At 41.2% G+C, this 20,826-nt stretch carries 24 protein-coding genes and 2 pseudogenes; 24 read left to right on the top strand and 2 right to left on the bottom strand.

The features are described 5' to 3' along the window. Positions 1 to 191, bottom strand: a pseudogene (locus EV212_RS12750) (IS66 family insertion sequence element accessory protein TnpB); the annotation flags it as partial. A gap of 199 nt (positions 192 to 390) precedes the next feature. Continuing rightward, on the bottom strand, positions 391 to 1,131 hold the full coding sequence (locus EV212_RS12745) for an XRE family transcriptional regulator (RefSeq protein WP_132094167.1): 741 nt from the start codon (positions 1,129 to 1,131) through the stop codon (positions 391 to 393). A 192-nt stretch (positions 1,132 to 1,323) separates the two neighbouring features. Here EV212_RS12745 and dinB point away from each other — a divergent pair, with 192 nt between their 5' ends. The 24 genes and pseudogenes from dinB (at position 1,324) to EV212_RS12625 (ending at position 20,566) form a co-directional block, all read left to right on the top strand. Then, positions 1,324 to 2,571 carry a DNA polymerase IV gene (dinB, locus tag EV212_RS12740; protein WP_132094164.1) on the top strand — a complete coding sequence of 416 codons (1,248 nt, stop codon included), beginning with the start codon at positions 1,324 to 1,326 and terminating at the stop codon, positions 2,569 to 2,571. Between the two features lie 14 nt (positions 2,572 to 2,585). Further along, positions 2,586 to 2,798 carry a LexA family protein gene (locus tag EV212_RS12735; protein WP_132094161.1) on the top strand — a complete coding sequence of 71 codons (213 nt, stop codon included), beginning with the start codon at positions 2,586 to 2,588 and terminating at the stop codon, positions 2,796 to 2,798. Between the two features lie 13 nt (positions 2,799 to 2,811). Further along, positions 2,812 to 3,051 carry a hypothetical protein gene (locus tag EV212_RS12730; protein WP_002584942.1) on the top strand — a complete coding sequence of 80 codons (240 nt, stop codon included), beginning with the start codon at positions 2,812 to 2,814 and terminating at the stop codon, positions 3,049 to 3,051. Between the two features lie 200 nt (positions 3,052 to 3,251). Next, the gene (locus EV212_RS12725; RefSeq protein ID WP_243115561.1) at positions 3,252 to 3,854 is read left to right on the top strand and encodes a hypothetical protein; all 603 of its coding nucleotides are present in this window, start codon (positions 3,252 to 3,254) and stop codon (positions 3,852 to 3,854) included. A gap of 9 nt (positions 3,855 to 3,863) precedes the next feature. Next, positions 3,864 to 4,229: a hypothetical protein gene (locus EV212_RS12720; protein ID WP_132094158.1), complete on the top strand. Its 366-nt coding sequence runs from the start codon at positions 3,864 to 3,866 to the stop codon at positions 4,227 to 4,229. A 161-nt stretch (positions 4,230 to 4,390) separates the two neighbouring features. Further along, on the top strand, positions 4,391 to 4,705 hold the full coding sequence (locus tag EV212_RS12715) for a helix-turn-helix domain-containing protein (RefSeq protein ID WP_002584939.1): 315 nt from the start codon (positions 4,391 to 4,393) through the stop codon (positions 4,703 to 4,705). A gap of 142 nt (positions 4,706 to 4,847) precedes the next feature. Continuing rightward, entirely contained in the window at positions 4,848 to 5,066 is a 219-nt protein-coding gene (locus tag EV212_RS12710; protein WP_132094155.1) for a sporulation initiation factor Spo0A C-terminal domain-containing protein, read from the top strand. 8 nt (positions 5,067 to 5,074) lie between these two features. Continuing rightward, positions 5,075 to 5,494, top strand: coding sequence for a hypothetical protein (locus EV212_RS12705; protein ID WP_165873378.1), 420 nt, complete (start codon positions 5,075 to 5,077; stop codon positions 5,492 to 5,494). Positions 5,495 to 5,859: 365 nt separating this feature from the next. Beyond that, positions 5,860 to 6,333 (top strand): sigma-70 family RNA polymerase sigma factor, encoded by a 474-nt coding sequence (locus EV212_RS12700; RefSeq protein ID WP_132094152.1) that lies wholly within the window; start codon positions 5,860 to 5,862, stop codon positions 6,331 to 6,333. 548 nt (positions 6,334 to 6,881) lie between these two features. Then, the gene (locus tag EV212_RS12695) at positions 6,882 to 7,265 is read left to right on the top strand and encodes a type II toxin-antitoxin system PemK/MazF family toxin (RefSeq protein ID WP_132094149.1); all 384 of its coding nucleotides are present in this window, start codon (positions 6,882 to 6,884) and stop codon (positions 7,263 to 7,265) included. Next, positions 7,246 to 7,494: a DUF6870 family protein gene (locus tag EV212_RS12690; RefSeq protein WP_132094146.1), complete on the top strand. Its 249-nt coding sequence runs from the start codon at positions 7,246 to 7,248 to the stop codon at positions 7,492 to 7,494. Before EV212_RS12695 ends, EV212_RS12690 begins: the two co-directional genes overlap by 20 nt. Before the next feature lie 139 nt (positions 7,495 to 7,633). Next, positions 7,634 to 9,331, top strand: coding sequence for a recombinase family protein (locus EV212_RS12685; RefSeq protein WP_132094143.1), 1,698 nt, complete (start codon positions 7,634 to 7,636; stop codon positions 9,329 to 9,331). Beyond that, positions 9,332 to 11,029 (top strand): recombinase family protein, encoded by a 1,698-nt coding sequence (locus EV212_RS12680; protein WP_132094140.1) that lies wholly within the window; start codon positions 9,332 to 9,334, stop codon positions 11,027 to 11,029. It begins immediately after the preceding gene. Next, on the top strand, positions 11,020 to 12,627 hold the full coding sequence (locus EV212_RS12675; protein ID WP_132094137.1) for a recombinase family protein: 1,608 nt from the start codon (positions 11,020 to 11,022) through the stop codon (positions 12,625 to 12,627). The genes EV212_RS12680 and EV212_RS12675 overlap by 10 nt, the downstream gene beginning before the upstream one ends. 86 nt (positions 12,628 to 12,713) lie before the next feature. Further along, positions 12,714 to 13,190 (top strand): annotated as a pseudogene (locus EV212_RS12670) (site-specific integrase); the annotation flags it as partial. Then, the gene (locus EV212_RS12665) at positions 13,187 to 13,564 is read left to right on the top strand and encodes a plasmid mobilization protein (RefSeq protein WP_132094134.1); all 378 of its coding nucleotides are present in this window, start codon (positions 13,187 to 13,189) and stop codon (positions 13,562 to 13,564) included. The pseudogene EV212_RS12670 and the gene EV212_RS12665, both read left to right, overlap by 4 nt. 101 nt (positions 13,565 to 13,665) lie before the next feature. Then, positions 13,666 to 14,646: an AAA family ATPase gene (locus EV212_RS12660; protein ID WP_132094131.1), complete on the top strand. Its 981-nt coding sequence runs from the start codon at positions 13,666 to 13,668 to the stop codon at positions 14,644 to 14,646. Between the two features lie 108 nt (positions 14,647 to 14,754). After that, on the top strand, positions 14,755 to 14,994 hold the full coding sequence (locus EV212_RS12655) for a hypothetical protein (protein WP_132094128.1): 240 nt from the start codon (positions 14,755 to 14,757) through the stop codon (positions 14,992 to 14,994). A gap of 168 nt (positions 14,995 to 15,162) precedes the next feature. Further along, entirely contained in the window at positions 15,163 to 16,512 is a 1,350-nt protein-coding gene (locus tag EV212_RS12650) for a plasmid recombination protein (protein WP_132094176.1), read from the top strand. A gap of 13 nt (positions 16,513 to 16,525) precedes the next feature. Beyond that, positions 16,526 to 16,840, top strand: coding sequence for a hypothetical protein (locus EV212_RS12645; RefSeq protein WP_207669124.1), 315 nt, complete (start codon positions 16,526 to 16,528; stop codon positions 16,838 to 16,840). A gap of 216 nt (positions 16,841 to 17,056) precedes the next feature. Then, positions 17,057 to 17,473, top strand: a complete 417-nt coding sequence (locus EV212_RS12640; RefSeq protein WP_132094125.1) for a YjdF family protein — start codon at positions 17,057 to 17,059, stop codon at positions 17,471 to 17,473. 31 nt (positions 17,474 to 17,504) lie between these two features. Continuing rightward, the gene (locus EV212_RS12635; protein ID WP_132094122.1) at positions 17,505 to 18,881 is read left to right on the top strand and encodes a hypothetical protein; all 1,377 of its coding nucleotides are present in this window, start codon (positions 17,505 to 17,507) and stop codon (positions 18,879 to 18,881) included. Between the two features lie 225 nt (positions 18,882 to 19,106). Next, positions 19,107 to 19,577 (top strand): type III toxin-antitoxin system CptIN family toxin, encoded by a 471-nt coding sequence (cptIN, locus tag EV212_RS12630; RefSeq protein ID WP_132094119.1) that lies wholly within the window; start codon positions 19,107 to 19,109, stop codon positions 19,575 to 19,577. 92 nt (positions 19,578 to 19,669) lie between these two features. Further along, positions 19,670 to 20,566, top strand: a complete 897-nt coding sequence (locus EV212_RS12625) for a bacteriophage abortive infection AbiH family protein (protein ID WP_132094116.1) — start codon at positions 19,670 to 19,672, stop codon at positions 20,564 to 20,566. Positions 20,567 to 20,826: the final 260 nt, after the last annotated feature.

Here is a 20,826-nt window from a genome sequence, read left to right as displayed (position 1 = left end):
TGCTGGAACTGTCCCAGACATGCTTCACGTACCCTGCGCAGCCGGTAATAATAATTCGCTTTTGTGATGTTGTTTTGAGTGCACCATGTTTGGACGTCCATGCCTTCCGGACGGTTTTGACATTCTCTGATCTGTTCAGACCACTGCCTGAGGCGGACCTGTTGGGCAACCAAACTGGTTTGTGTAGCCATAATCGTACCTCCTGGTTATAGTCAGTCAAAAAAGTTGAGTCCTAAACTTTTTTGACCCTATAGTTTTTGTTGAGTGTAATTATGGCATGATTGGAAATCAATAAAAAGGTACTTGCGTTTTACCGTTTACATCCAATCACTTCCTTTAACTTTATTATTGTTTCAACAGCCGGTTTGAATGGCACGGACTGCATTACGATTATTGAAAACCGGGGATGTCGGAAGCATCACACTTGCCGACAACTCTGCCGAATATTTTAAAAGAGTCCGATTCCTGAATTGCGATAGGTTTATATCTTTTATTCAGGGAGATCAGGAATAATCCATCCGGTTCGTCATGGAGTTTTTTGATGTAGGCATCTCCATTGAGATAGAAGATGCCAATCTCTCCATTGCAGATGCTGTCTTTTTGCTGGATCCATGCAATTTCCCCGTTGTGGTATTCCGGTTCCATACTGTCACCAGATATCCGGACTCCGAAGTCTGCATTGTCCGGGGCAAGATCGCCAACTTCATAAGATTCTTTTGGCGCATCTGTTAGGAAATTACCGGTACCTGCAGAAACTGCATCTCCGAAGATATCCATAAAAATTTCTTTTTTACGGAAAGGAATAATGTTTGCAACTACCGGTTCAAACAAGCCGGAGGCTTTTAGTATTTTTGCGTAGTCTTTTATCTTTTCTTTACCTTCCTGATTCAGACCGTCCATTACACTGTATGGATTTTTCCCGAAATAAGCATCATAAATATCTTCAATATCCAACAATTTACAGAGAGTCAGAAAAACATGCAGTCCTGGTTCTCGTGCATCCGTCTCCCATTTGGAGATTGCCTTCGCTGTAACGTCAATGCCCTGCAGTGAAAGTAATTCCGCAAGTTCTGGCTGCGAAAGCCCTTTCTTTTTTCTGTTTTCTGCAATAATCCTGCCAATAGAACGCATATATTCGCCTCATTTCTATGAAATTCCGTTAGATTCTTATAGGTGCATTATACAGCACATGTACAAGAAAATCAAGAAAAATCTCCAATATGTAGATTATACAACCAAAATGTCAGTTGACTATCTCCATAGTGTCGGCTTATACTAACCATGCAAGGAATGATAAGAAAGCCGGACGGAGGTGAGAACAGGATGGGTGACAGGACAATTTTACATAGTGATATGAATTGTTTTTATGCCAGCGTAGAAATGCTGCATCATCCGGAACTAGCGGGAAAGCCACTTGCTGTAGGCGGCGATCCGGAAGCAAGACATGGTATTGTGTTGACGGCAAATTATATTGCGAAGAAATGTGGTGTAAAAACCGGGATGGCGCTCTGGCAGGCAAAACAGGTTTGTCCGGAAATCATTTTTGTGCCGCCAAGGATGGATCTGTATTTGAGGTTTTCCAGTATGGCGAGAGAAATTTATTCAGAGTATACGGACAAAATTGAGCCGTATGGAATAGATGAAGGATGGCTGGATGTGACGGAAAGCAGCAGTATCAAAGGTGATGGAATGAAGATTGCCCAGGAAATCAGTGACCGGATTAAGTACGAACTTGGCATTACCGTGAGTATTGGTATTTCCTGGAACAAGATATTCGCAAAACTTGGCTCTGATTATAAAAAGCCGGATGCCATCACACAGTTTCATCGAGGAAATTACAAAGAAATCGTCTGGGGGCTTCCAGTGTCAGATTTACTGTATGTTGGCAGGCAGACAAACAAGAAATTGCAGAAGCTAGGGATCCATACCATTGGCCAGCTGGCACAGACAGATGAAAAACTGCTGGACAGCCATTTTGGAAAAATCGGTCTGGTGTTATGGGCATTTGCGAATGGATATGATTCTGATCCGGTTTGTATGGAAGGATATGAAGCTCCGGTCAAGTCCATTGGAAACAGTACAACGACACCGAGAGACCTGGAAACAGATCTGGATGTTTGGATCATTCTGATGGCATTATCGGAAAGTGTATCTGCCAGATTGCGGAAACATGGTTTCAAATGTAATGTGGTGGAAATATCAATCCGGGATAACGGGCTGAACAGCATCACAAGGCAGAAGCGTATCAGCCAGCCGACGAATATTACGGATGAAATTGTAAAAGCAGCATTTGAATTATTTAAAAAACATTACAGATGGGAGCATCCGATACGGAGCCTTGGCGTGAGGGGGTCTGATCTGGTAATGGAAGATATTCCGGTTCAGCTTAATCTATTTGATAATCAGGAGAAACGGGAAAAATTAGAAAGGCTGGACCGGGCTGTGGATGAGATCAGACGACGGTTTGGATATTTCAGCATACAGCGGGCAGCAATGTACCAGGATAAAGTCTTATCCCACTTGGACGCCGGTACACATACGGTCCATCCTCACAGTTATTTTCATGGATAATGGGAGGGATAGATTTGAAACAGACATTAACCAGAAAACAGGAAGAAAGCTATCAGTGCATTGTAAGATTTACCGAGGAGCATGGATTTCCGCCAACAGTCAGGGAACTGGGGGCATTACTGGGAGTTGCTTCAACATCAACAGTATTTTCCAGGATCAGGCAGTTAGAGAAAAGTGGATATATCCGGAGAGTTCCGGCATCTCCAAGAGCAATCGAAATCCTGTGATGGAGGTGGCGGTATGAATAAGGTATATGTTGATGTGGTAGCAGAGTTCAGTAAGGAAGGCTGCCTGATTCCAATCTTATTTGTTTGGGAAGACGGCAGAAAATACAAGATTGATAAAGTGCTTAAGATTGAACGATGTGCCAGCAGAAAAGCAGGCGGTGTTGGTACGATGTACACCTGTATGGTACAGGGAAAGGAAAGCCATTTGTTTTTTGAAGTAGATAAATGGTTCATGGAAAGGAAGATTTCATAATTAAAAAGAAGAATATTAACCGGCGGAGATAGTCACTTTCCCTTTATATCCCGTTGGTTTTACATAAGGATCCGTATTCTGATCAGCTGGTATTCCCCACAAATACCATTTAGGATATGGATCCTGCAAAGAGTAATTTAGATTGCTTTCCATCAAAATCATGGGGAAGGCGAACTGGTCTGCAAGACCTACCAGTTAGTGTGATTGTTGATAAGGAGAAATATAGATTTATGACAGACAGAGATTATGCAATTAAATCAATGAAAGAGATTACGTTCCAGATGGCAACCCATGCACAGGATTATCTGGAAGTAACCATGGACAGGCATTATGAAGACATAAAGGCATTGATGGTGAATTACCAGAAACTAATTTTGGAAAATAAGATGGTACTGGAAGAGCTGGAAATGGAATGCCAGGAGAAGATCAATGAGGATATGGCATATGCGTTGAGTTATCTTGATGTTTACGGGAAACAGCTGAATGTGACAAAACTGAAACACGAGATGAATAATTTGATGGTCATATATGGGTTGTCGGATATGGTTTACCGGGGTATTACGTTGGTAAAATATTATGCTCCGGATGGAGTAACGCTCAGTGAGATTATCCATTCCTGTTTTTGCAGCCATTACAATAAAACAGATGTGGAAGTCCAGCAGGAACTTGGCATTGGAAGGACTTCGTTTTATAAAATGAAGAAACAGGCATTGCGGTATCTTGGCTTCTACTTTTACGAGATCGTAGTGCCGCAGGCAAAAAACAAAAGATTCAAACCCTCCTTGGGTGTGGAAGAAGAGTAGGTGAGTGGGATGAGATACGAAAAATCAATGGTAAAGATTGCCGACGATATTATCCGGGAGCAGCAGGCAGAGAGGAAGGTTCAGAACAAAAAACAGAAATGGCATGATGAATATGCAACCTTGAAATTCTTTCGGTACATATGCAGAAATATTGGAAACCTTCAGGAAGGAGAAATCCAGCGTTTGGTATGGAAACTGAAACAGTCAGATAAGAAAGCAGTCGAAAAGCATTTAAAAGGCTATGCGTGGGAATTTGATTATGAGAAAATGTTTTCTACATTGACGCAGAATCCTGTTTGTCAGAAAGTATGCCAGAAAAATAAATATACAAGCTGGATGCACTTGATCAACCGATATTGTACAGAAGATTGTTAGGAAATAGGACACTTTCTTGCGGCTATCAATGGATTTTTTTATGGAATAAATCATGTATTAGTTCTATAGAACGATAACTTGTTTTGCAGCTTCTGTATATCGCAACAGTCGGTAGTTATACTAACTTTAGACCGAAAAATAGTTCTAAAGGAGGTGCTGCGATGGATCTGAAAGCTGTGGGACAGAGAATTAAGATGGCAAGGGAAGCAAAAGGTCTGACACAGGAAGATTTGGCTGCCATGGTGGAACTGAGTCCGACACATGTAAGTGTGATTGAGCGGGGATTGAAAGCTGCCAAGCTGGATACGTTTGTTGCGATAGCCAACGCTCTGGAAGTTTCTGCAGATTCACTTCTGATAGATGTTGTGGCACATTCTGTAACTGGTGTGACGAATGAATTATCAGAAATGATCGGGAAACTTCCAAAAGAAGAGCAGAAGAAAATCATCAAAGCGGTCAGGGCATTAACAGAATAGTTTTTATGAGGAGGGGCGGAAGCCCTTCTTTTTTTGCGGTTTTTGTCACAATTTGTCAAACGAATGGGGATTCTGTTTGGTTTTTATCTGTGCTATAGTAGTTCTGAAGAACTAATACTAATTCAAAAAGAGGAGATATAAAATGTACAGAAAAACTATTTTTAAGAAGGTTGCTGAAAAATTCCATACCACTCCGGAAGAGGTATATGCGGAAATCCAGAGAGCAATTGATGCCGGATATGATAACCCGGATCCAAGGGTACAGGCGGAATGGCGTAAGGTCAAAATAAAAGGGGACCGACCAACACCGGAGGAAGTAATTAACTATGCAGTAAGTACTTTAGCAGCAGACCGGAGGTGATCATCAAAGTGAAGAGGAAAAAGCATACGCTATTATGTCTGTTATTGGCAGCAGCCTTTGTTTCGGCTTGTGCGCAGAAACGTAAAGAGGGAGAGCCGGATGTCATTAGCAGTATGAAAATGAATCAGGATGAAACACTTACTGTTGTTGCAAACAGAAAACAGATTGAAGATAAAGAGGATTTTGCAAAACTCCTTGTCAAGAAATGCAAGGATAATTCTTTTCAATCTGTTAGATTTTCTACAGATTATGGGTATGCCACCAGCCTGAATCTTAGAGTATATCTCTGGGAAGATGAGATAGAAGGGCAGGAGCCGGTAATGGTGGTGGAATATAAGCCTGTTGAATGGGGACGGGACTATGATATTGTCCATGATCCGGAAAAGTTCCAGATGTATGTGGATGGAGAGCTGATGGAAAATCCTTAGATTTTCAGATAAAAAATGGATGAACTGTTAGGGGGAAAAGAGGAAGTGAACATTTCCCTTGAAAATGTGTACAATCCAATGAGAATAATGAACTTTTAAGCCCTGTAAACGGACACTTTCTGAACTTTGCTCTGATACAATGGTTATGCTGATGAAAGAAGGCATAGAAAACTGAATTATATTTGAGAGACGGAAGCCTCAGTAGTTAAAAAAGACTACTGGGGCTTTTTTTCGTGCCTGAATTTTTCAGCCAATACCTGCAGGTTTTACCTGGCAGTAGTTGGTGGAGCAGGCATGAACCAGATCAGAGGACCGCCTTCTGAATTTGAAACTGGCAAACAAATTTCAAATTCAGGAGGACGGATATGTATATTGAACATCCATATAAATACGATGGGAAATACTACGCAAATGTAGATGGAAAGATGATTGAAATCACAAAGGAAGTGGCTTATGCCATGAATAATTTTTACCGAAGCAGCCAGCCAAGGAAGGTCGCAATTAAAAATGAGAAGGGTGAGGTTGTTGAAAGGAAACTGCGGGAGATTCCTTACAGCGAGACCAATGGCCAGAATTATGAATTCTCTATCGAGGATTTCCCGGACTATAGCTGCGATGTGGAAGATAGCGTGATCAGCAGTGTGGAGAGACGGGATATCCATAAGGTGATTAATCAGCTGGATGCAGAAGAACGGATGATTATCTACAGTATTTATTTTGAAAATAAAACGCAGGTACAGCTGGCAGGGATTATGGGAGTGTCCCGGCAGGTTCTGGCGTACAAGCTGAAAACAATTTTAAACAAGATGCGGAGAATGTATCAGGATAATATTTTTTGAAAAATCAGCAGATTTTTTTTGCATCCGGGCAAGTCAGTTGAATTTAGTAATTAGAGAGAGTTTTAGGGACTCCTCAAAAGTACATTGGAAACTGAATATCCAGTAATAACTGACGTGACATCTTATGCAGGAAGCACAAGGAAACTGCCGCCATGACTCTGATGAATATCGGACGAGCGAATAAGCACTGACCGAAAATCAACTGGCAGGTTGATGATGCGATGATCTGTATAGGGTGCGATACACTTGCGGACCGTGAAAAGTCTGTAACCGGCAAACCTATGAACTGTCGGAGCCTGTGTGCGTGAGCATATGGGTTGTGATCTGGCGAATGCAGTCAGATAGGTTATTATTCCCTGCCTGCGTAAGCAGGATAAACGATTCGGGGTATCGAGGATAAATAGAATCGAGCGAGCACTGTTTTATAATCGAAAATTGGCTATAGAGGTTATGCGGCAGAGCATTCATTTTGAATGTCTCTGCCGTATTCCTGTGGAGCTAATAATGGATGCTTTACGATTAAATTTCAGGATGGGAGGAACGAATAAATGAAAATTGAAAGAGGCGATATCCTTATGGTTAATTTGGGACAGGTTCCGGGTACTTCCCTTCAGAGTGGAATCCGTCCGGTAGTGGTTGTCAGCAATAATAAAGCGAATACATACAGTCCGGTGGTAACGGTAGTGCCGTTTACTTCAAGAGTGTACAAAAAACGTTATCTTCCGACCCATGTGTTTATTAATCGTTATGAAATGGTTGGCTTGAGACGGCATGGGCTGGTACTGGCGGAACAGATCACAAGTATTGATGTTCAGAGTATCATCCAAAAATGTGGTCATGTCAGCTCTGATGCAATGCGGAGGATTACGAGAGCGGTGGAGATTCAGACAGGAGTTTATGAGGAGGGGGATTATGACAGCAGAAGAATATAGAAAGTATCTGGAGACAGATTTTGACGATGTGGATGTGAATGAATTGAAGGATATCCGGAAGGTTAGGATTGACCGTAGCCAGACAAAAGAGAAACGGATCGCCCAGTATCTGAAGCAGGTAGGAAACCCCTACATGGTACGTGTGGGGAATGTAAAAGTAAAAATACGGTTTGCCAATAATGGGGTATCTTTTGAGGATGCCTTTGAGGATCTTTTGCTTTCGGTGTAAATAATGGTGGTAAAATCTGAAAAGTTATGTTAATATGGATCCGAGGAATTCAGGACTCCTCATTCATATCGGACCAACATCGGCTCAGCCCCTGGGTTTTACCATTGTTGATAAAAAGGTAAAATCAAGGAGGATGACGATGAACCAAAATCGTAATATCAAGAAAATCTACCATGCCGCCATCTATGTTCGTTTATCGAAAGAAGACGGCGATATTGTGTCTGCCAATAAGAGGGAGAGCAATAGCATTTCCAATCAGAAAGATCTGATCAAAAATTTCCTTAAAGACAAAAAAGATATTGTGGTTGTTTCAGAACGGGTGGACGATGGTTACAGCGGTTCTAATTTTGAACGCCCTGCTTTCCAGATGATGCTGGAAGACATCAGGAGGGGAGTTGTGGATTGTGTCGTTGTAAAGGATCTTTCCCGTTTTGGAAGGGAGTACATTGATGCCGGAAAGTATATCGAAAGAATATTTCCGGCTCTTGGTGTGCGTTTTATTGCCATCAATGACAATTATGACAGTCTGGAGGGCAAAAGCCAGGCGGATGAGATCGTGATCCCTTTTAAGAATCTGATTAATGATGCCTACTGTCGGGATATTTCTATCAAAATCCGAAGCCATCTGGAAGTAAAACGTAAGAATGGTGAGTACATCGGAGCTTTTACCCCATATGGATATAAAAAGGATGATGCGGACAAAAACAAACTGGTTGTAGATACTTATGCGGCGGATATTGTGAAAGAGATCTTCCGGCTGAAATTATCCGGCATGAGCCAGACTGCGATTGCCAACTATCTGAATGATCAGGGTGTGTTGTCTCCGATGGAATATAAACACAGCCTTGGAATTAATATTCAGGATAATTTCAAGAGGCACGAACAGGCAGAATGGAGTGCTATGTCTGTGAAGCGGGTTCTGGAAAATGAAGTCTATATTGGAACACTGATCCAGGGCAGGCATACAACGCCGAATCATAAAGTTAAAAAATTGATGGACAAGCCGGAAAAGGACTGGATCCGAATTGAACACAATCACGAACCAATCGTCACTGAACGGGAATTCACTTTGGTACAGCGGCTTCTGGGGCTGGATACAAGAACTTCCCCTAATGGGGATAAGGTTTATCCTTTATCCGGTCTGGCAGTCTGCGGAGACTGTGGGGCTTTGATGATCAAGCGGGATGTCCCTGCAGGTGGGAAAGTGTATTCCTATTATATCTGTTCAAGAAACGCTGCCACGAAGGAGTGCGGTACTCACAGAATCCCAATGGAAAAGCTGGAAGAAACAGTACTGGAGATTCTTAAAATCCATATTGAGAACATCCTTGATATGAAGAGAATTCTCGATTATATCAATGTTGTCCCGTTTCAGGAACTGGATATTAAAGAACTGGAAAAACGGAAAGAAGCAAAAGTGCAAGAAGTGGAACGCTGCAGGCAGCTGAGGGATTATCTGTATGAGGATTTCCGGGAAGGGATCATTTCTAAAGAGGATTATACGGAATTACATGAAGGATACACGGAAAAAAGGAAAAAAGCGGAAGAAGCAGTCAGGAACATTGAACACCAGATAACCGAAATTCTGGAGTCCAAAAGTGATAAATATCAGTGGCTGGATTATTTTACCGAACATCAGAACATACAGGAACTGAACCGGACGGTTGCAGTGGAACTGATAGACCAGATAAAAATCTATGACAAAAAACATATTGAGGTTGTGTTCAACTTCAATGACTGCTATCAGTCGCTTTTGCGACAGATGGCGGCAGTTGGCTGTACAGTGACAGTTGATGACAATGGAAGGGTAGAACTTGAAAGGAAGGAGGTCGTATAAATGGCAAGAAAATCAAGAAAGATCAATTTTGTAAATGTGGGAAGTGAACTTCTTGCTGCACAGGCAGAGGAAGTTACTGTTATGAATGTATCCCATGCAGCTCTTTATGCGAGACTTTCTTTTGAGAGTGACAAAAACAGAGAGCGAAACACTATCGAAACACAGATGGCTCTTCTCCATAGTTTTGTGGAAGACCAGAATGATATAGTGGTTGAAAAAGAATACTTCGATATATCCAAAACCGGTACGAACTTTGAACGTGAGGGATTTGACGAGATGATGCAGGACATCAAGAACGGACTGATTGACTGCGTGATCGTAAAGGATCTTTCCAGACTGGGTAGAAATTATGTGGAAGCAGGAAGCTATATTGAGCGTGTATTTCCATTTTTCAATGTACGCTTTATATCTGTGAATGACCATTATGATTCCAAACGAGATGATGTGAGTTTGCTTGTTGGAATGTCAAATATCTATAATGAGTTTTATTCCAGAGATCTGGCAAAGAAAGTACGTAGTTCATATCGCATCAACTGGGCAAATGGAGAATTTCCGTCAGGGGTCATGGCTTATGGATATGAAAAAGATCCAAAGAGTCCCAGACATCTTATTCCCGATCCGGAAGTGGCTCCTGTTGTAAAAAGAATTTTCAGAATGTTCATGGATGGGGAAACTTATGCAGAGATAGCCCGCACTTTGAATAGGGAAGGATATCTTTGCCCTAAAGCATATAAGAGGAAAAAAGCAGGAATAGAAATGGCGGAAGCCACAGAATGGAAATGGAGTGGCGGAACTGTTTCAAAGATTTTGGAAAATCAATATTATGTGGGCGACAGTGTGCATAATCAGTTTACGAATGACACATGGGCTGCAAAAAAGCAGAAGGCTAATCCGAAAGAAGAGTGGATAATCGTGGAAAATACACACGAAGCACTGGTTAGCCGGGAAGATTTTAAGACAGTCCAGGAAATGATGCTCAAAAAGAAAGAGAAAAAGAGAAAACCGAAAAATAAAGGAGCTGGTTCGGTCAGTAGTTTTAACTTCTTTAAAGAAAAAATAGTTTGTGCCGATTGCGGAAAAACCATGTATCTTAGAGGCAGAGTTGATGGCAATAAGTTTTTTGAGTGTGGAAATTATACCTTGAATAAAAAGTGCTTTTCCCATTCTGTGAAAGATACAGATGTAAATGATTATGTATTGCGTGTCATCCGAACGCACATTAATGTTTATACAGAAAATGTGGACATGGTACGCAGGCTGAACCAGAGACAGGAAAGCATCCAAAAATATGATGTTTTTAACAGAGAGATCAGAAAGTGCAGAAGAGAGCTGGAGAAGCTTGCAAAGCACCGGGAACAGTTATTTGAGGATTATGTGTGCAAGCTGATTGATGCAGAGCAATATGAAGTTTTTGCAGCCCAGGACACAGAAACAGAAAAAGAGATTCAGAATAATCTGGATAATCTCCTGAAACACAAGGTTGGTTATGAAAAGAATTTCCATACTGAAGAAGAATGGGAAAAAATCATTGATAAGTACCGTAACACAAGAACATTGACGAAGGATATGATTGATGCATTTGTTGAGAAAATTGAAATTTCGTCAGGGGGTGCTATTACGGTTCATCTGGTTTATGATGATATGCTGGAAGAACTGAGACGGTATGCAAAAGAAAGGAAGGCTGAAATATGCAGATAAAACAATGTATCGCTGAATATATCCGCCTTTCTTCGGAGGATAATAATGTAGACGGGAAATTAAAAGCGGAAAGTATCAGCGTTACCTCACAGAGAAAACTGATTTCAGAATTTATTGCCAAACAGCAGGAGTTCATGGATGTACCGGTTATCGAATATGTGGATGACGGGTACAGCGGAACGAATTTTAACAGACCTGGATTCCAGAGGATGATGGAAGATGCCAGAGCAGGAAGAATCAGCGTTATTGTGATTAAAGATTTTTCCAGATTCGGGAGAGATCATCTGGAAGTAGGAAATTATCTGGAGAAAGTTCTGCCGCTATTGGGAGTAAGGATTATTTCTGTCAACGACGGATTTGACAGTGATAATTGTTCTGGCGTGACCGGAGGAATGAGTATTGCGTTAAAAAATATGTTGAATGCAATGTACAGCAAGGATCTATCGAAAAAAGTGCGTTCAGCAATGGCTACACATGCAATGAATGGTGAATATATGCCATCCCGCCCTAAATACGGATATATCAAAGATCCAGAAGATAAACATCATCTGATTGTTGATCCAGAAGCAGCAGAGATTGTACGGCTTGTGTTTACGATGGCTGCAGATGGAGTGAAAAAGCCCCATATAGCACGATACCTTAATGAGCATAACGTAATGACTTGCAGGGAGTATATGAAGAAGAAAGGTATCAAGATTACTTGCGCCATAGAGAAAGAAAAAAAGCTATGGTCGCAGACAACCATTTCAGACATGTTAAAAAATGAGGTCTATCTGGGAAAAACTGTGTGGAGTAAAAAAAGAGTTGCAGTAACTGGAAGTACCAAACTTGCCAAAAATGACAGAGAGGATTGGATTATTGTAGAAGGAACACATGAACCAATCGTGTCAGAGGAATTATTTGCAAAGGCGAATGAGATGGCATTTTCAAAAGAAAAACGTCCATACAAACCAAAGAAAAAAAGTCATGCAATTTTGATGTGTCCATCATGTGGTAGACGGTTGGACTTAACAGGATCTGGTAAATCGTATCGCTGTCCACAAGCACACATGACCGGACTTCCAGAGTGTTCCAACAGCAAGATGGACAAAGTGGAATTGGAGGAAACGGTTTTAGCCTGTGCCAGAAACATGGTTCGGTTTATATCAGAAAATCTGGAAAAGAAGAAAAAAGTGTGGCTGGAAACATCTATTCAGGAAGAAAAACTCTCTACTCTGGCGAGCGAAAAGAAGCGTCTGTCATCCAGAAAGATGAAATTATATTCTGATTACAGAATGGGAAGTCTTACGAAAGACCAGTATATCTCAGAGCTGGAGATAACAACAAAACGCATTGCTGAAATTGATCAGTGTATTCCGGAGATTGAAAATGAAATTGAAGAAGCCCGGAAAAAGATTGAGGAAGCAGGAGCGAAACAGGCAGAGCTGAATGATATTGCAGCATTACAGTCTTTTGATAAAAACGTGCTGTACAAGATTATTGATAAAGTGTATGTCTATGGCGGCGGAAGAATAGAGATCATCTGGAAAATGGATGATATTTTCTTTGTGGGAGATAAGAGTAAAGTCATAGATGTGAATGAGAAAAAAGATGAGTAATTATTTGCAGGAGCATCGCCAGGGAAAACTGGCGGTGCTTTTTGCAAGAAAAACATATTTTTTTTAGTCTTATATTGACAAAAGCAGAGTTGCTGGCGTTGACTTATAAGGATATTGATTTGGAGAAGCGAACAATCTCAATCAACAAATCTTATCAGCGTTTGAATGGTAGAGACATTATCACGCCGCCGAAAACGCCTAAGAGCAAACGGACTGTGACGATACCGCCGTTTCTTGCAGAAGAATTACGAGAGTATATCTCCCATTTATACGGAATTATGGCAGATGAAAGAATGTTCCGTTTTACGAAGTCCTATATGGAGCATGAAATTATCAGAGGTATCAAGGCTTCCGGGGTAAAAAGAATACGTCTGCACGATATTCGTCACTCGCACGCTTCTCTGCTCGTGGAAATGGGCTTTACACCGCTTGCGATTGCGGAGCGTTTGGGGCATGAAAAAATCGAAACCACATTGAACACCTATTCACATCTATACCCAAATAAACAGGGAGAGCTTGCGGACAGGCTGGAAATGGAGAATAACAGGGAGGACGAAGAATGAGCGGCACACACAAATATCCGACAATCAGCTTCCGAATTTCGCCCAGAGAGAGGGAAGAAATCGAAGCAAAGATTTTAGCAAGCGGAATGTCAAAAAAGGATTATTTTGTCCGCTCCTGCATTTATAACCGGGTGTGCGTGGTCGGCAGGAAAGAGCTGATTTATCAGTTGGTGGAGGAATTGAAAATCATGCAGACCAATATCCGGGAAGTGACAGAACAGTTTGAACAGGCAGAAGCCACATTATCTGCGGAGGGATTGCAGGACATGAGGAATGACTGTCTGGATATGCTGAAAGCAATTCTCTGGATGCTGGACGGTGCAAAGTATCTGTGGCAAGGCGAAGAAAAAAGCCCCGACAGCGGCAACTGTTAGGGCTGTGATAACTGGAAAACCCCTGTTATCAACAATCACAATTCAAGTATAGCAGAGGTTTCTTCCAGTGACAACGGAATTTTTTAGAAATGGAGGACTTTATGGAGGGAACCAGAACAGAATTACAGATGATTAAAATGTCGGAGATACAGTCGCAGGAGGTGGCATGGTTGTGGTATCCATTTATCCCTTATGGGAAACTGACGATTGTGCAGGGTGATCCGGGAGACGGCAAGACAACGCTTGTACTGAATATAGCGGCGAAGCTGTCAAAAGGCGAAGGCATAGATAGTGAAATGAAACTGACGGAGCCGTTGGCGGTGATTTATCAGAGTGCGGAGGACGGGCTTGCTGATACGGTGAAGCCCCGGCTGGAAGCGGCAGGAGCGAACTGCGAAAATATTTCCGTTATTGATGAGAGTATAAAATCACTTTCCATGATAGATGAGCGTCTGGAAGAAGCAGTCATAAGGACAAAGGCAAAGCTGCTGATTTTAGATCCAATACAGGCGTATCTCGGCGGCGGTATGGATATGAACCGGGCAAACGAAGCAAGGGATATGACAAAGAAGCTGGCGGCTCTGGCGGAGAAATATCAATGTGCCATTGTACTTGTAGGGCACATGAATAAAGCGGCTGGAAATAAAGCGGCATACCGGGGCATGGGTTCCATCGATTTCTTTGCGGTGGCAAGAAGCGTCATGCTGGTCGGCAGAGTGGAGGGCGAAGCAAATATAAGGGCGGTAGTCCAGATAAAAAACAATCTGGCGGCGTTTGGACACCCGAAAGCCTTTGAATTATCAGAGGACGGTTTTCGCTGGCTCGGAGATTATGAGATTACCGCTGATGAAGTGCTGGGCGGTATCGCTCCGAAAGCGAATAAGCTGGAACAGGCGAAGCGTCTGCTCCGAGAGATAGCGGAAACAAACAATGCCATGCAGAGCAATGAGATTTTCAATCTGGCGGAGGAACAGGGCATATCCAGACGGACGCTTGAAAATGCAAAAAAGGAATTGGGTATCAAAGCAAAGCGGATAAACAATTCGTGGTATTGGGAATTGGATAAAATCAAATCGGAATAAGGCAACAGCGCAACAATGCAGAGTATATAGAATTTGCGGACTTGGTGTCTGCAAGGTTGCAAAAGATATAGACCTTGCGTTGTTGCGGTCTTGAAAAGGAGGGCGGATATGATACGACAGCCGGAATGGGGAACAAGAAACGTGAACAAATATTTTTACGAGAACGAAGCCCGGAGGATTGCCGCACTCAATGAAATATTCGGAGATGTGGAACTGACTGCGGCAGAAATGCGGACGTTGGTATGGCTGTGCGGATGGGAGGAATGTACGGTGGGAAACGTACTTTCGGCTATCCGAAAAGCTATGGCGGCGGAAGCAAAGCGGCGGGAACAGCCTCCCCGTCCGTAGGACGGAAAAGCTCTCGGCAGAGCGCAAAGGCAGCTTTTGATAGAGCGGAGCCTGTCAAAAGTGCTTTTGCGTTACTTTCGGCGAAAGTAACAAAGCCTATGCGCCGTATCCGGGGCTGATTACCCGGACAGGGAGAAAGGATTTTGAGTGAAGCGAACGATCAGCTTTATGACAGGAAAAGGCTCTGTCAACCATAACAGCAGAAAATTCCATGCAAAGAATACTGACCCAGAGCGAAGCTGTCTAAACGTGGAATATTGCAATGAAAATGTTAAGGACGTATATCACGAATTGTTTGATGAAGCACTCGTCCGATACAATGAGAAGCAGACCAGAAATGATCGCCGGGTTGATGATTATTATGAGAAAATCCGTTCCGGCAAGCAGGAGAAGCCATTCCATGAAATTATTTTGCAAATTGGGGATAAGGACAACATGGGGGCAAAGACAGAGAACGGACAGCTTGCGGCAAAGGTGCTAGATAAATATATGCAGGACTTCCAGCAGAGAAATCCTACGTTAAGGGTATTCAGCGCCTACCTCCACATGGACGAAGCTTCCCCACATCTTCATATAGATTTTGTACCGTATACGACAGGAAGCAAACGGGGGCTTGATACAAGAGTATCTTTGAAACAGGCGTTAGCGGCTCTTGGATTTAAAGGCGGCACAAGACGGGAAACGGAATTAAATCAGTGGGTGGCTTATGAGAAAGAACAACTCGCCGCTGTCATGCTGGAACATGGGATTGAATGGGAGAAGAAAGGCACGCATGAGAAGCATTTATCCGTTCTGGATTTTGAAAAAAAGGAACGGGCAAAGGAAGTTGCGGAACTGGAGCAATCTATTTCTGACAGAAAAGAACGATTATCAGATATTCAGATTCAGCAGAGGAAAGCAGAGCAGGAAACAGAGCAGATACGACAGGAGGGCGAAACAATCCGGCAGGAAGTATCGGAACTTTCGGAAACAAGTAATTTGCTGAAGGAGCAGGCGGCAACGCTGGCAGAGGACAAGGAAAAGCTGCTGTCTGATAATGAGAAATTGGAGAAGCAACAGAAGAAATTGCAACAGGAGATTGAGAAAATGGTTCAGTCAAAGGCGGTTATGGAACGGAATATACACGCCTATGACGAGGACGAGAAGTGGCAGTTGCCGGAACCAGCGGCGTTGATGTCTGCAAAGGCTTATAAGGATAAAAAAGCCTCTCCACTTGTGGAGAAATTGAAAGAGACGATAAAAGCATTGACGATTAAATGCGTCCAGCTTGCGGAACAGGGGAAGAAACTGAAAGATAAAGTTACCCGGCAGGAACAGCAGATCAGCCGCTTGACAGATAAGGTCATGGAGCAGAGAGACACTATTGACCGATTGCAGGAGAAAGCGGCGGATTTGGGGCGTTTAGAGCGTTATTTTGGCAGAGAACAGGTGCAGTCGATAGTTGAGCGGTCTAAGGCTCTGGAACGGGCGGAACAGGCAAAAAAGCGTCCAAAACGTGCATTTGAAATGAGCAGATAGGGGGATTGATACAGTGGCAGATATGGAGAAAAAAGTCATGGTTCGGCTGTGTGCGAAAATTCTTTCGGAAACGGATTTGTATGATACGGATATGGAAGTACGCAATCTGATTGACTGGATATGTGTGTCGGAACAGATAAAATCAAATAATAATGAGATACGCAGTCTGACCGGAGAATATAAGCGGATAGAGCCGCATTGCCGGGAGGGAGTGCGGACGCAGTTGGAACGCATGAAATCACTCTGTAAAGAACGAGATAGCTTGTATGAAAAGCAGAACGATTTGAAAGGGCAGAAGCAGAAAATTGAGAGGGCATTGGAACGATAGGAATTTGGGGTATGGCGGCGGCTGTGTCCCTTATTTCTTGTGGAAAAATTGCTGATAATATGCTAAAATCAGAGTGCAGAGATAAAAACACAACGTAAGGGATAATATCTCTTATAGAGCCGGTAGGTAGTCCGACCGCACCGCTTTGGTGTAAGTAGCCCTCCCTCCTTGGGTCGTCCATTCTTTGTTCAGTACAATTTTTAAGGAGGAATTGTCATGGACAAAGTATCGGGCAGATTGACAGTATTTTTTGAGGAACCATTCTGGATAGGCGTGTTTGAACGCATATCGGAGGGAAAGCTATCTGTATGTAAGGTTACGTTTGGGGCGGAGCCGAAAGATTATGAGATATACGATTTTGTTCTGAAAAATTACTATCGACTGAAATTTGGTCCGGCTGTGGCAACTGACGTAAAAGAAGCTGGTCGCAATCCGAAACGAGTACAGAGAGAAGTGCGAAAACAGGTACAGAATACCGGGATAGGCACGAAGTCGCAACAGGCTTTGAAATTACAGCAGGAGCAGTTCAAAACTGAACGCAAGACTGTGAGCCGGGAACAGCGGGAAGCAGAGAAACAGAGACAGTTTGAACTGAAACAGCAGAAAAGGAAAGAGAAGCATAGGGGCAGGTAAAGCCTGCCCTTATGCGTTGGGGGATTATTAAATGCCGAAATCATTTACTGATGAATTTAAAGTAGATAAGGAAGTATTTGAAAATACAGGAGCATTAGATATTATTTTAGATGTGGATTCAAACTACTTTATTGATCCTGCATTATTAAGAATTTGTACACTGCCAGAATTTACAAAGGCTTCTGAACTTACGGAAGAATATTTTTCTAATATCATTGTCTTGTTAAAGCATTCCAAATCATTAGGAGATATGTATTGGAAAAAAGCTGATAGATTACTTACCTTTAAAGAAATTAAAGGGACATGTTTAGGGTATTCCAATCAAGGAACTAGTGGAAATGCTATTGGTAAAGAACTGCGAAAAAATATTTTGGAAACTATTAAAGAATTGCAAAAATCAGGAGAAGTTGATCCGGTCATTTTTGAATTGCTAAATGTTTTTCAGGAAAAAGTAGGATGTGACAGAGTAAGTGATTTATTGACTTATATTTTAAGAAAACAGATTGTGGAATATAATATCAGAATAAACAATGAATTAAGTGTGCCGCAAGATGAAAATGGATTGTGTGAAAATCCCTATAACCAAACAAGCATACTACTATTGCCAAAACAAATACTTTCCCCGTTACCAATAACAGAGTGCTTTGACGATATTGACTTTGCTTGTTCTGAAAATGAAAGGGTAAGAAATGAAATCAATCAGTATTTTGATTTGGGAGAAAGAAAAAAATTAACCAAAGAAGAAATAGATCATCTTCTGAAAGTAAAAATTGATTATAGAAATGAGATGATTTCCAGTTACAAGAAAATTGTGGCAACAGAATATGATTTTGATAATGATCCTGCTGGAGAAATAATATGGTATCGAATTTCAAAAGATAAGGTAAATGACTATCCACTTGAGTTAACTCAACCGCATAGTATAGAGGAAATGGGAACGGTTGTGGAAAGAATCTGTCAGAAATTCAAAAAATTGATAGAAGATAATGGGTTATGGCGCTTATTATATGATGAAAATAAACCCAAACATGAAACAGCTGCACAACTTTTGTTTTATGGAATTGCAGATGCCTATTGTTCGGCTAATAACATCGATTTATCAAGGGAAGTGCATAATGGACATGGTCCTGTTGATTTTAAATTGTCAATAGGTGCGGCTCAGAAAATACTGGTAGAGATTAAGCTTACATCTAATCCACAACTTATGCATGGATTAAAAAAGCAGTTGCCACTTTATATGGCACAAGAAAATACAGAAAAAGCGATATATCTAGTTATTGATAATGGGCATAGGAAACGCTTAGATTCTTTTCAAGATTACTATAATTCATTGAAAACAGAGGATAGGAAAAAAGTAAAATATATACTTATCGATGGAAATATTCAAGAATCAGCGAGTAGGGCATAATTTGAAATATTTTGCATACAATTTTAGAGGAAAGCCCTATTGACTTTCCTCTTTGCACTTGATAGAATGTAGGTACAAAGAAAGTCTACCATTGACCGATATGTGGTATATAAATGGTCGGGTTGAAAGTTTACCGCTGACCGATATGCGGTATATAAATGGTTGGGTTGAAAGTATAGTCCTTCGCCGCAAGGCGAGGGACTTTTCCGTATTGAGGACAGGCAAATGAAGAAAACAGGCTTTTATATTATCAAGGATAAATTTTTTGAAGATATGCCAGACCCGTATCTCAAAGGGAATAAGGCAGGAAATAGACCGCATTATTACTGTTTTGAAGATACAAGTACCGGGATATACTGGATGATACCATTGTCCAGCCGCATTGACAAATACAGACGGATTATGGAGAAAAAAGAAAAAGCCGGGAAACCTTGTGACATTCTCCATATCGTCAAATTGGACGACAGCCGGGAGAGTGCATTTCTGATACAAGATATGTTTCCGATAACAGAAGAATACATAGAACGGGAATATACAATCGCTGGAAATCATCTGATGTTGACGAGTGAACATACCGCCAGAGAAATTGAGCGGAAAGCGAGAAAAGTCATAGGTATGTTGAAGCGTGGCATCAAATTCTCGCCAACGCAGCCGGACGTTATGGCGATATTGGAGAAGTTGAGGGAGCGCAGATAGCTTTCCTTATTGGTGTAATAATTACATGGCGCTAGCGCCATGTAGATAGGGCAGATAAGGAAGAAAGGTACATAATAAACGAGAGTCTTTATATGAGGAATTTGATAATACTTGGGAATGGATTTGATTTGGCACATGGTTTGCAGACAAAATATTCCGATTTTAGAGATTACATTTGGAATAATAATAGAGAACTTTACGAGCAATTAACAAAATATATTTTTGAGGATGATTTGTGGAATGACTTTGAAAATGCCCTAGGTTCATTTGATGATGGAGAAATAAAAGAAATGAGTGAAGCGGCATATCTGAATTATGATGATAATTATTACAACTATGATCGAGCTATTTCAGATGAATTGGAATTTTCTACTCAGATATCAGAGTATTTGTTAGAGTGGGTAAAAAGTATTATCATAAAAACAAAACCTGTTGTTTCTCGTAAAATAATTAACAATGAGAATGTTTTTATTAACTTCAATTATACAGATACATTGGAAAAAGTATATGATATATTAAACGATAATATTCTATATATTCATGGAAAGGCATTAAGCAGTGAAAGGCTTATTATTGGACATCATAATGTGTTTGCCTATGCAGGGAAACAACCTCTATTGTTGACATATCAGGAAATGGATGAATGGATTGAGTATCAAATGAATATGAGCCGGGAAGAATCAGAGAAAAGGAATCAAATTGGAAGGTATTTTGTTGATACTTATAAAGATACGGATGAAATTATAGCAAGGAATAAGGGTTTTTTTGATACGATAAATGATGTGAAAAAAATATTTATTTTAGGACATTCTTTAACTTACATTGATTTTTCGTATTTTCAAAAGATACAAGAATCTGTTTCGGAAGATTGTGTTTGGAATATTACGTATCATTCTGAAAAGGATGAAAATAATGCAAAAGATTTTGTTGAGAAATTAGGTATTAGAGATTATCAAATAAAAAAATTTGAAGCATATTCTACTATATGAGATGTTGACATTGCGTCAGTAATATATAGATAGGGCAGATAAGAAGAAAATGGCGGTTCTGGCTGGCTCTATTTTGGCTCTAAAAATTTGGACTGGTACAAATACGAGAGCATTTTTTGAAAAATATGGATAATAAATCCTTTAAAAAGCAGAGAAAAACAGCCAGTTCAAGTTATCCGCTGAGGAATTCGAATAATGAAAAAAATCTGCGAACCCGCATAAACAGGGCGTTTGAGAGACATCAAGGTTCTATTTGATAA

It is taken from the genome of Frisingicoccus caecimuris (genome assembly GCF_004340975.1).
Classification (GTDB): Bacteria; Bacillota; Clostridia; order Lachnospirales; family Lachnospiraceae; genus Frisingicoccus; species Frisingicoccus caecimuris.
Note: the sequence above shows the minus strand (reverse complement) of the source record. Positions and strands in the feature narration are given on the sequence as shown.

Bases quoted from the DNA above. Each gene is read 5' to 3' on its own strand.
- EV212_RS12745 (WP_132094167.1), bottom strand. From the start codon at position 1,131: ATGCGTTCTATTGGCAGGATTATTGCAGAAAACAGAAAAAAGAAAGGG.
- dinB (WP_132094164.1), top strand. From the start codon at position 1,324: ATGGGTGACAGGACAATTTTACATAGTGATATGAATTGTTTTTATGCC.
- EV212_RS12730 (WP_002584942.1), top strand. From the start codon at position 2,812: ATGAATAAGGTATATGTTGATGTGGTAGCAGAGTTCAGTAAGGAAGGC.
- EV212_RS12720 (WP_132094158.1), top strand. From the start codon at position 3,864: ATGAGATACGAAAAATCAATGGTAAAGATTGCCGACGATATTATCCGG.
- EV212_RS12715 (WP_002584939.1), top strand. From the start codon at position 4,391: ATGGATCTGAAAGCTGTGGGACAGAGAATTAAGATGGCAAGGGAAGCA.
- EV212_RS12710 (WP_132094155.1), top strand. From the start codon at position 4,848: ATGTACAGAAAAACTATTTTTAAGAAGGTTGCTGAAAAATTCCATACC.
- EV212_RS12700 (WP_132094152.1), top strand. From the start codon at position 5,860: ATGTATATTGAACATCCATATAAATACGATGGGAAATACTACGCAAAT.
- EV212_RS12695 (WP_132094149.1), top strand. From the start codon at position 6,882: ATGAAAATTGAAAGAGGCGATATCCTTATGGTTAATTTGGGACAGGTT.
- EV212_RS12690 (WP_132094146.1), top strand. From the start codon at position 7,246: ATGACAGCAGAAGAATATAGAAAGTATCTGGAGACAGATTTTGACGAT.
- EV212_RS12685 (WP_132094143.1), top strand. From the start codon at position 7,634: ATGAACCAAAATCGTAATATCAAGAAAATCTACCATGCCGCCATCTAT.
- EV212_RS12680 (WP_132094140.1), top strand. From the start codon at position 9,332: ATGGCAAGAAAATCAAGAAAGATCAATTTTGTAAATGTGGGAAGTGAA.
- EV212_RS12675 (WP_132094137.1), top strand. From the start codon at position 11,020: ATGCAGATAAAACAATGTATCGCTGAATATATCCGCCTTTCTTCGGAG.
- EV212_RS12665 (WP_132094134.1), top strand. From the start codon at position 13,187: ATGAGCGGCACACACAAATATCCGACAATCAGCTTCCGAATTTCGCCC.
- EV212_RS12660 (WP_132094131.1), top strand. From the start codon at position 13,666: ATGGAGGGAACCAGAACAGAATTACAGATGATTAAAATGTCGGAGATA.
- EV212_RS12655 (WP_132094128.1), top strand. From the start codon at position 14,755: ATGATACGACAGCCGGAATGGGGAACAAGAAACGTGAACAAATATTTT.
- EV212_RS12650 (WP_132094176.1), top strand. From the start codon at position 15,163: ATGACAGGAAAAGGCTCTGTCAACCATAACAGCAGAAAATTCCATGCA.
- EV212_RS12640 (WP_132094125.1), top strand. From the start codon at position 17,057: ATGGACAAAGTATCGGGCAGATTGACAGTATTTTTTGAGGAACCATTC.
- EV212_RS12635 (WP_132094122.1), top strand. From the start codon at position 17,505: ATGCCGAAATCATTTACTGATGAATTTAAAGTAGATAAGGAAGTATTT.
- cptIN (WP_132094119.1), top strand. From the start codon at position 19,107: ATGAAGAAAACAGGCTTTTATATTATCAAGGATAAATTTTTTGAAGAT.
- EV212_RS12625 (WP_132094116.1), top strand. From the start codon at position 19,670: ATGAGGAATTTGATAATACTTGGGAATGGATTTGATTTGGCACATGGT.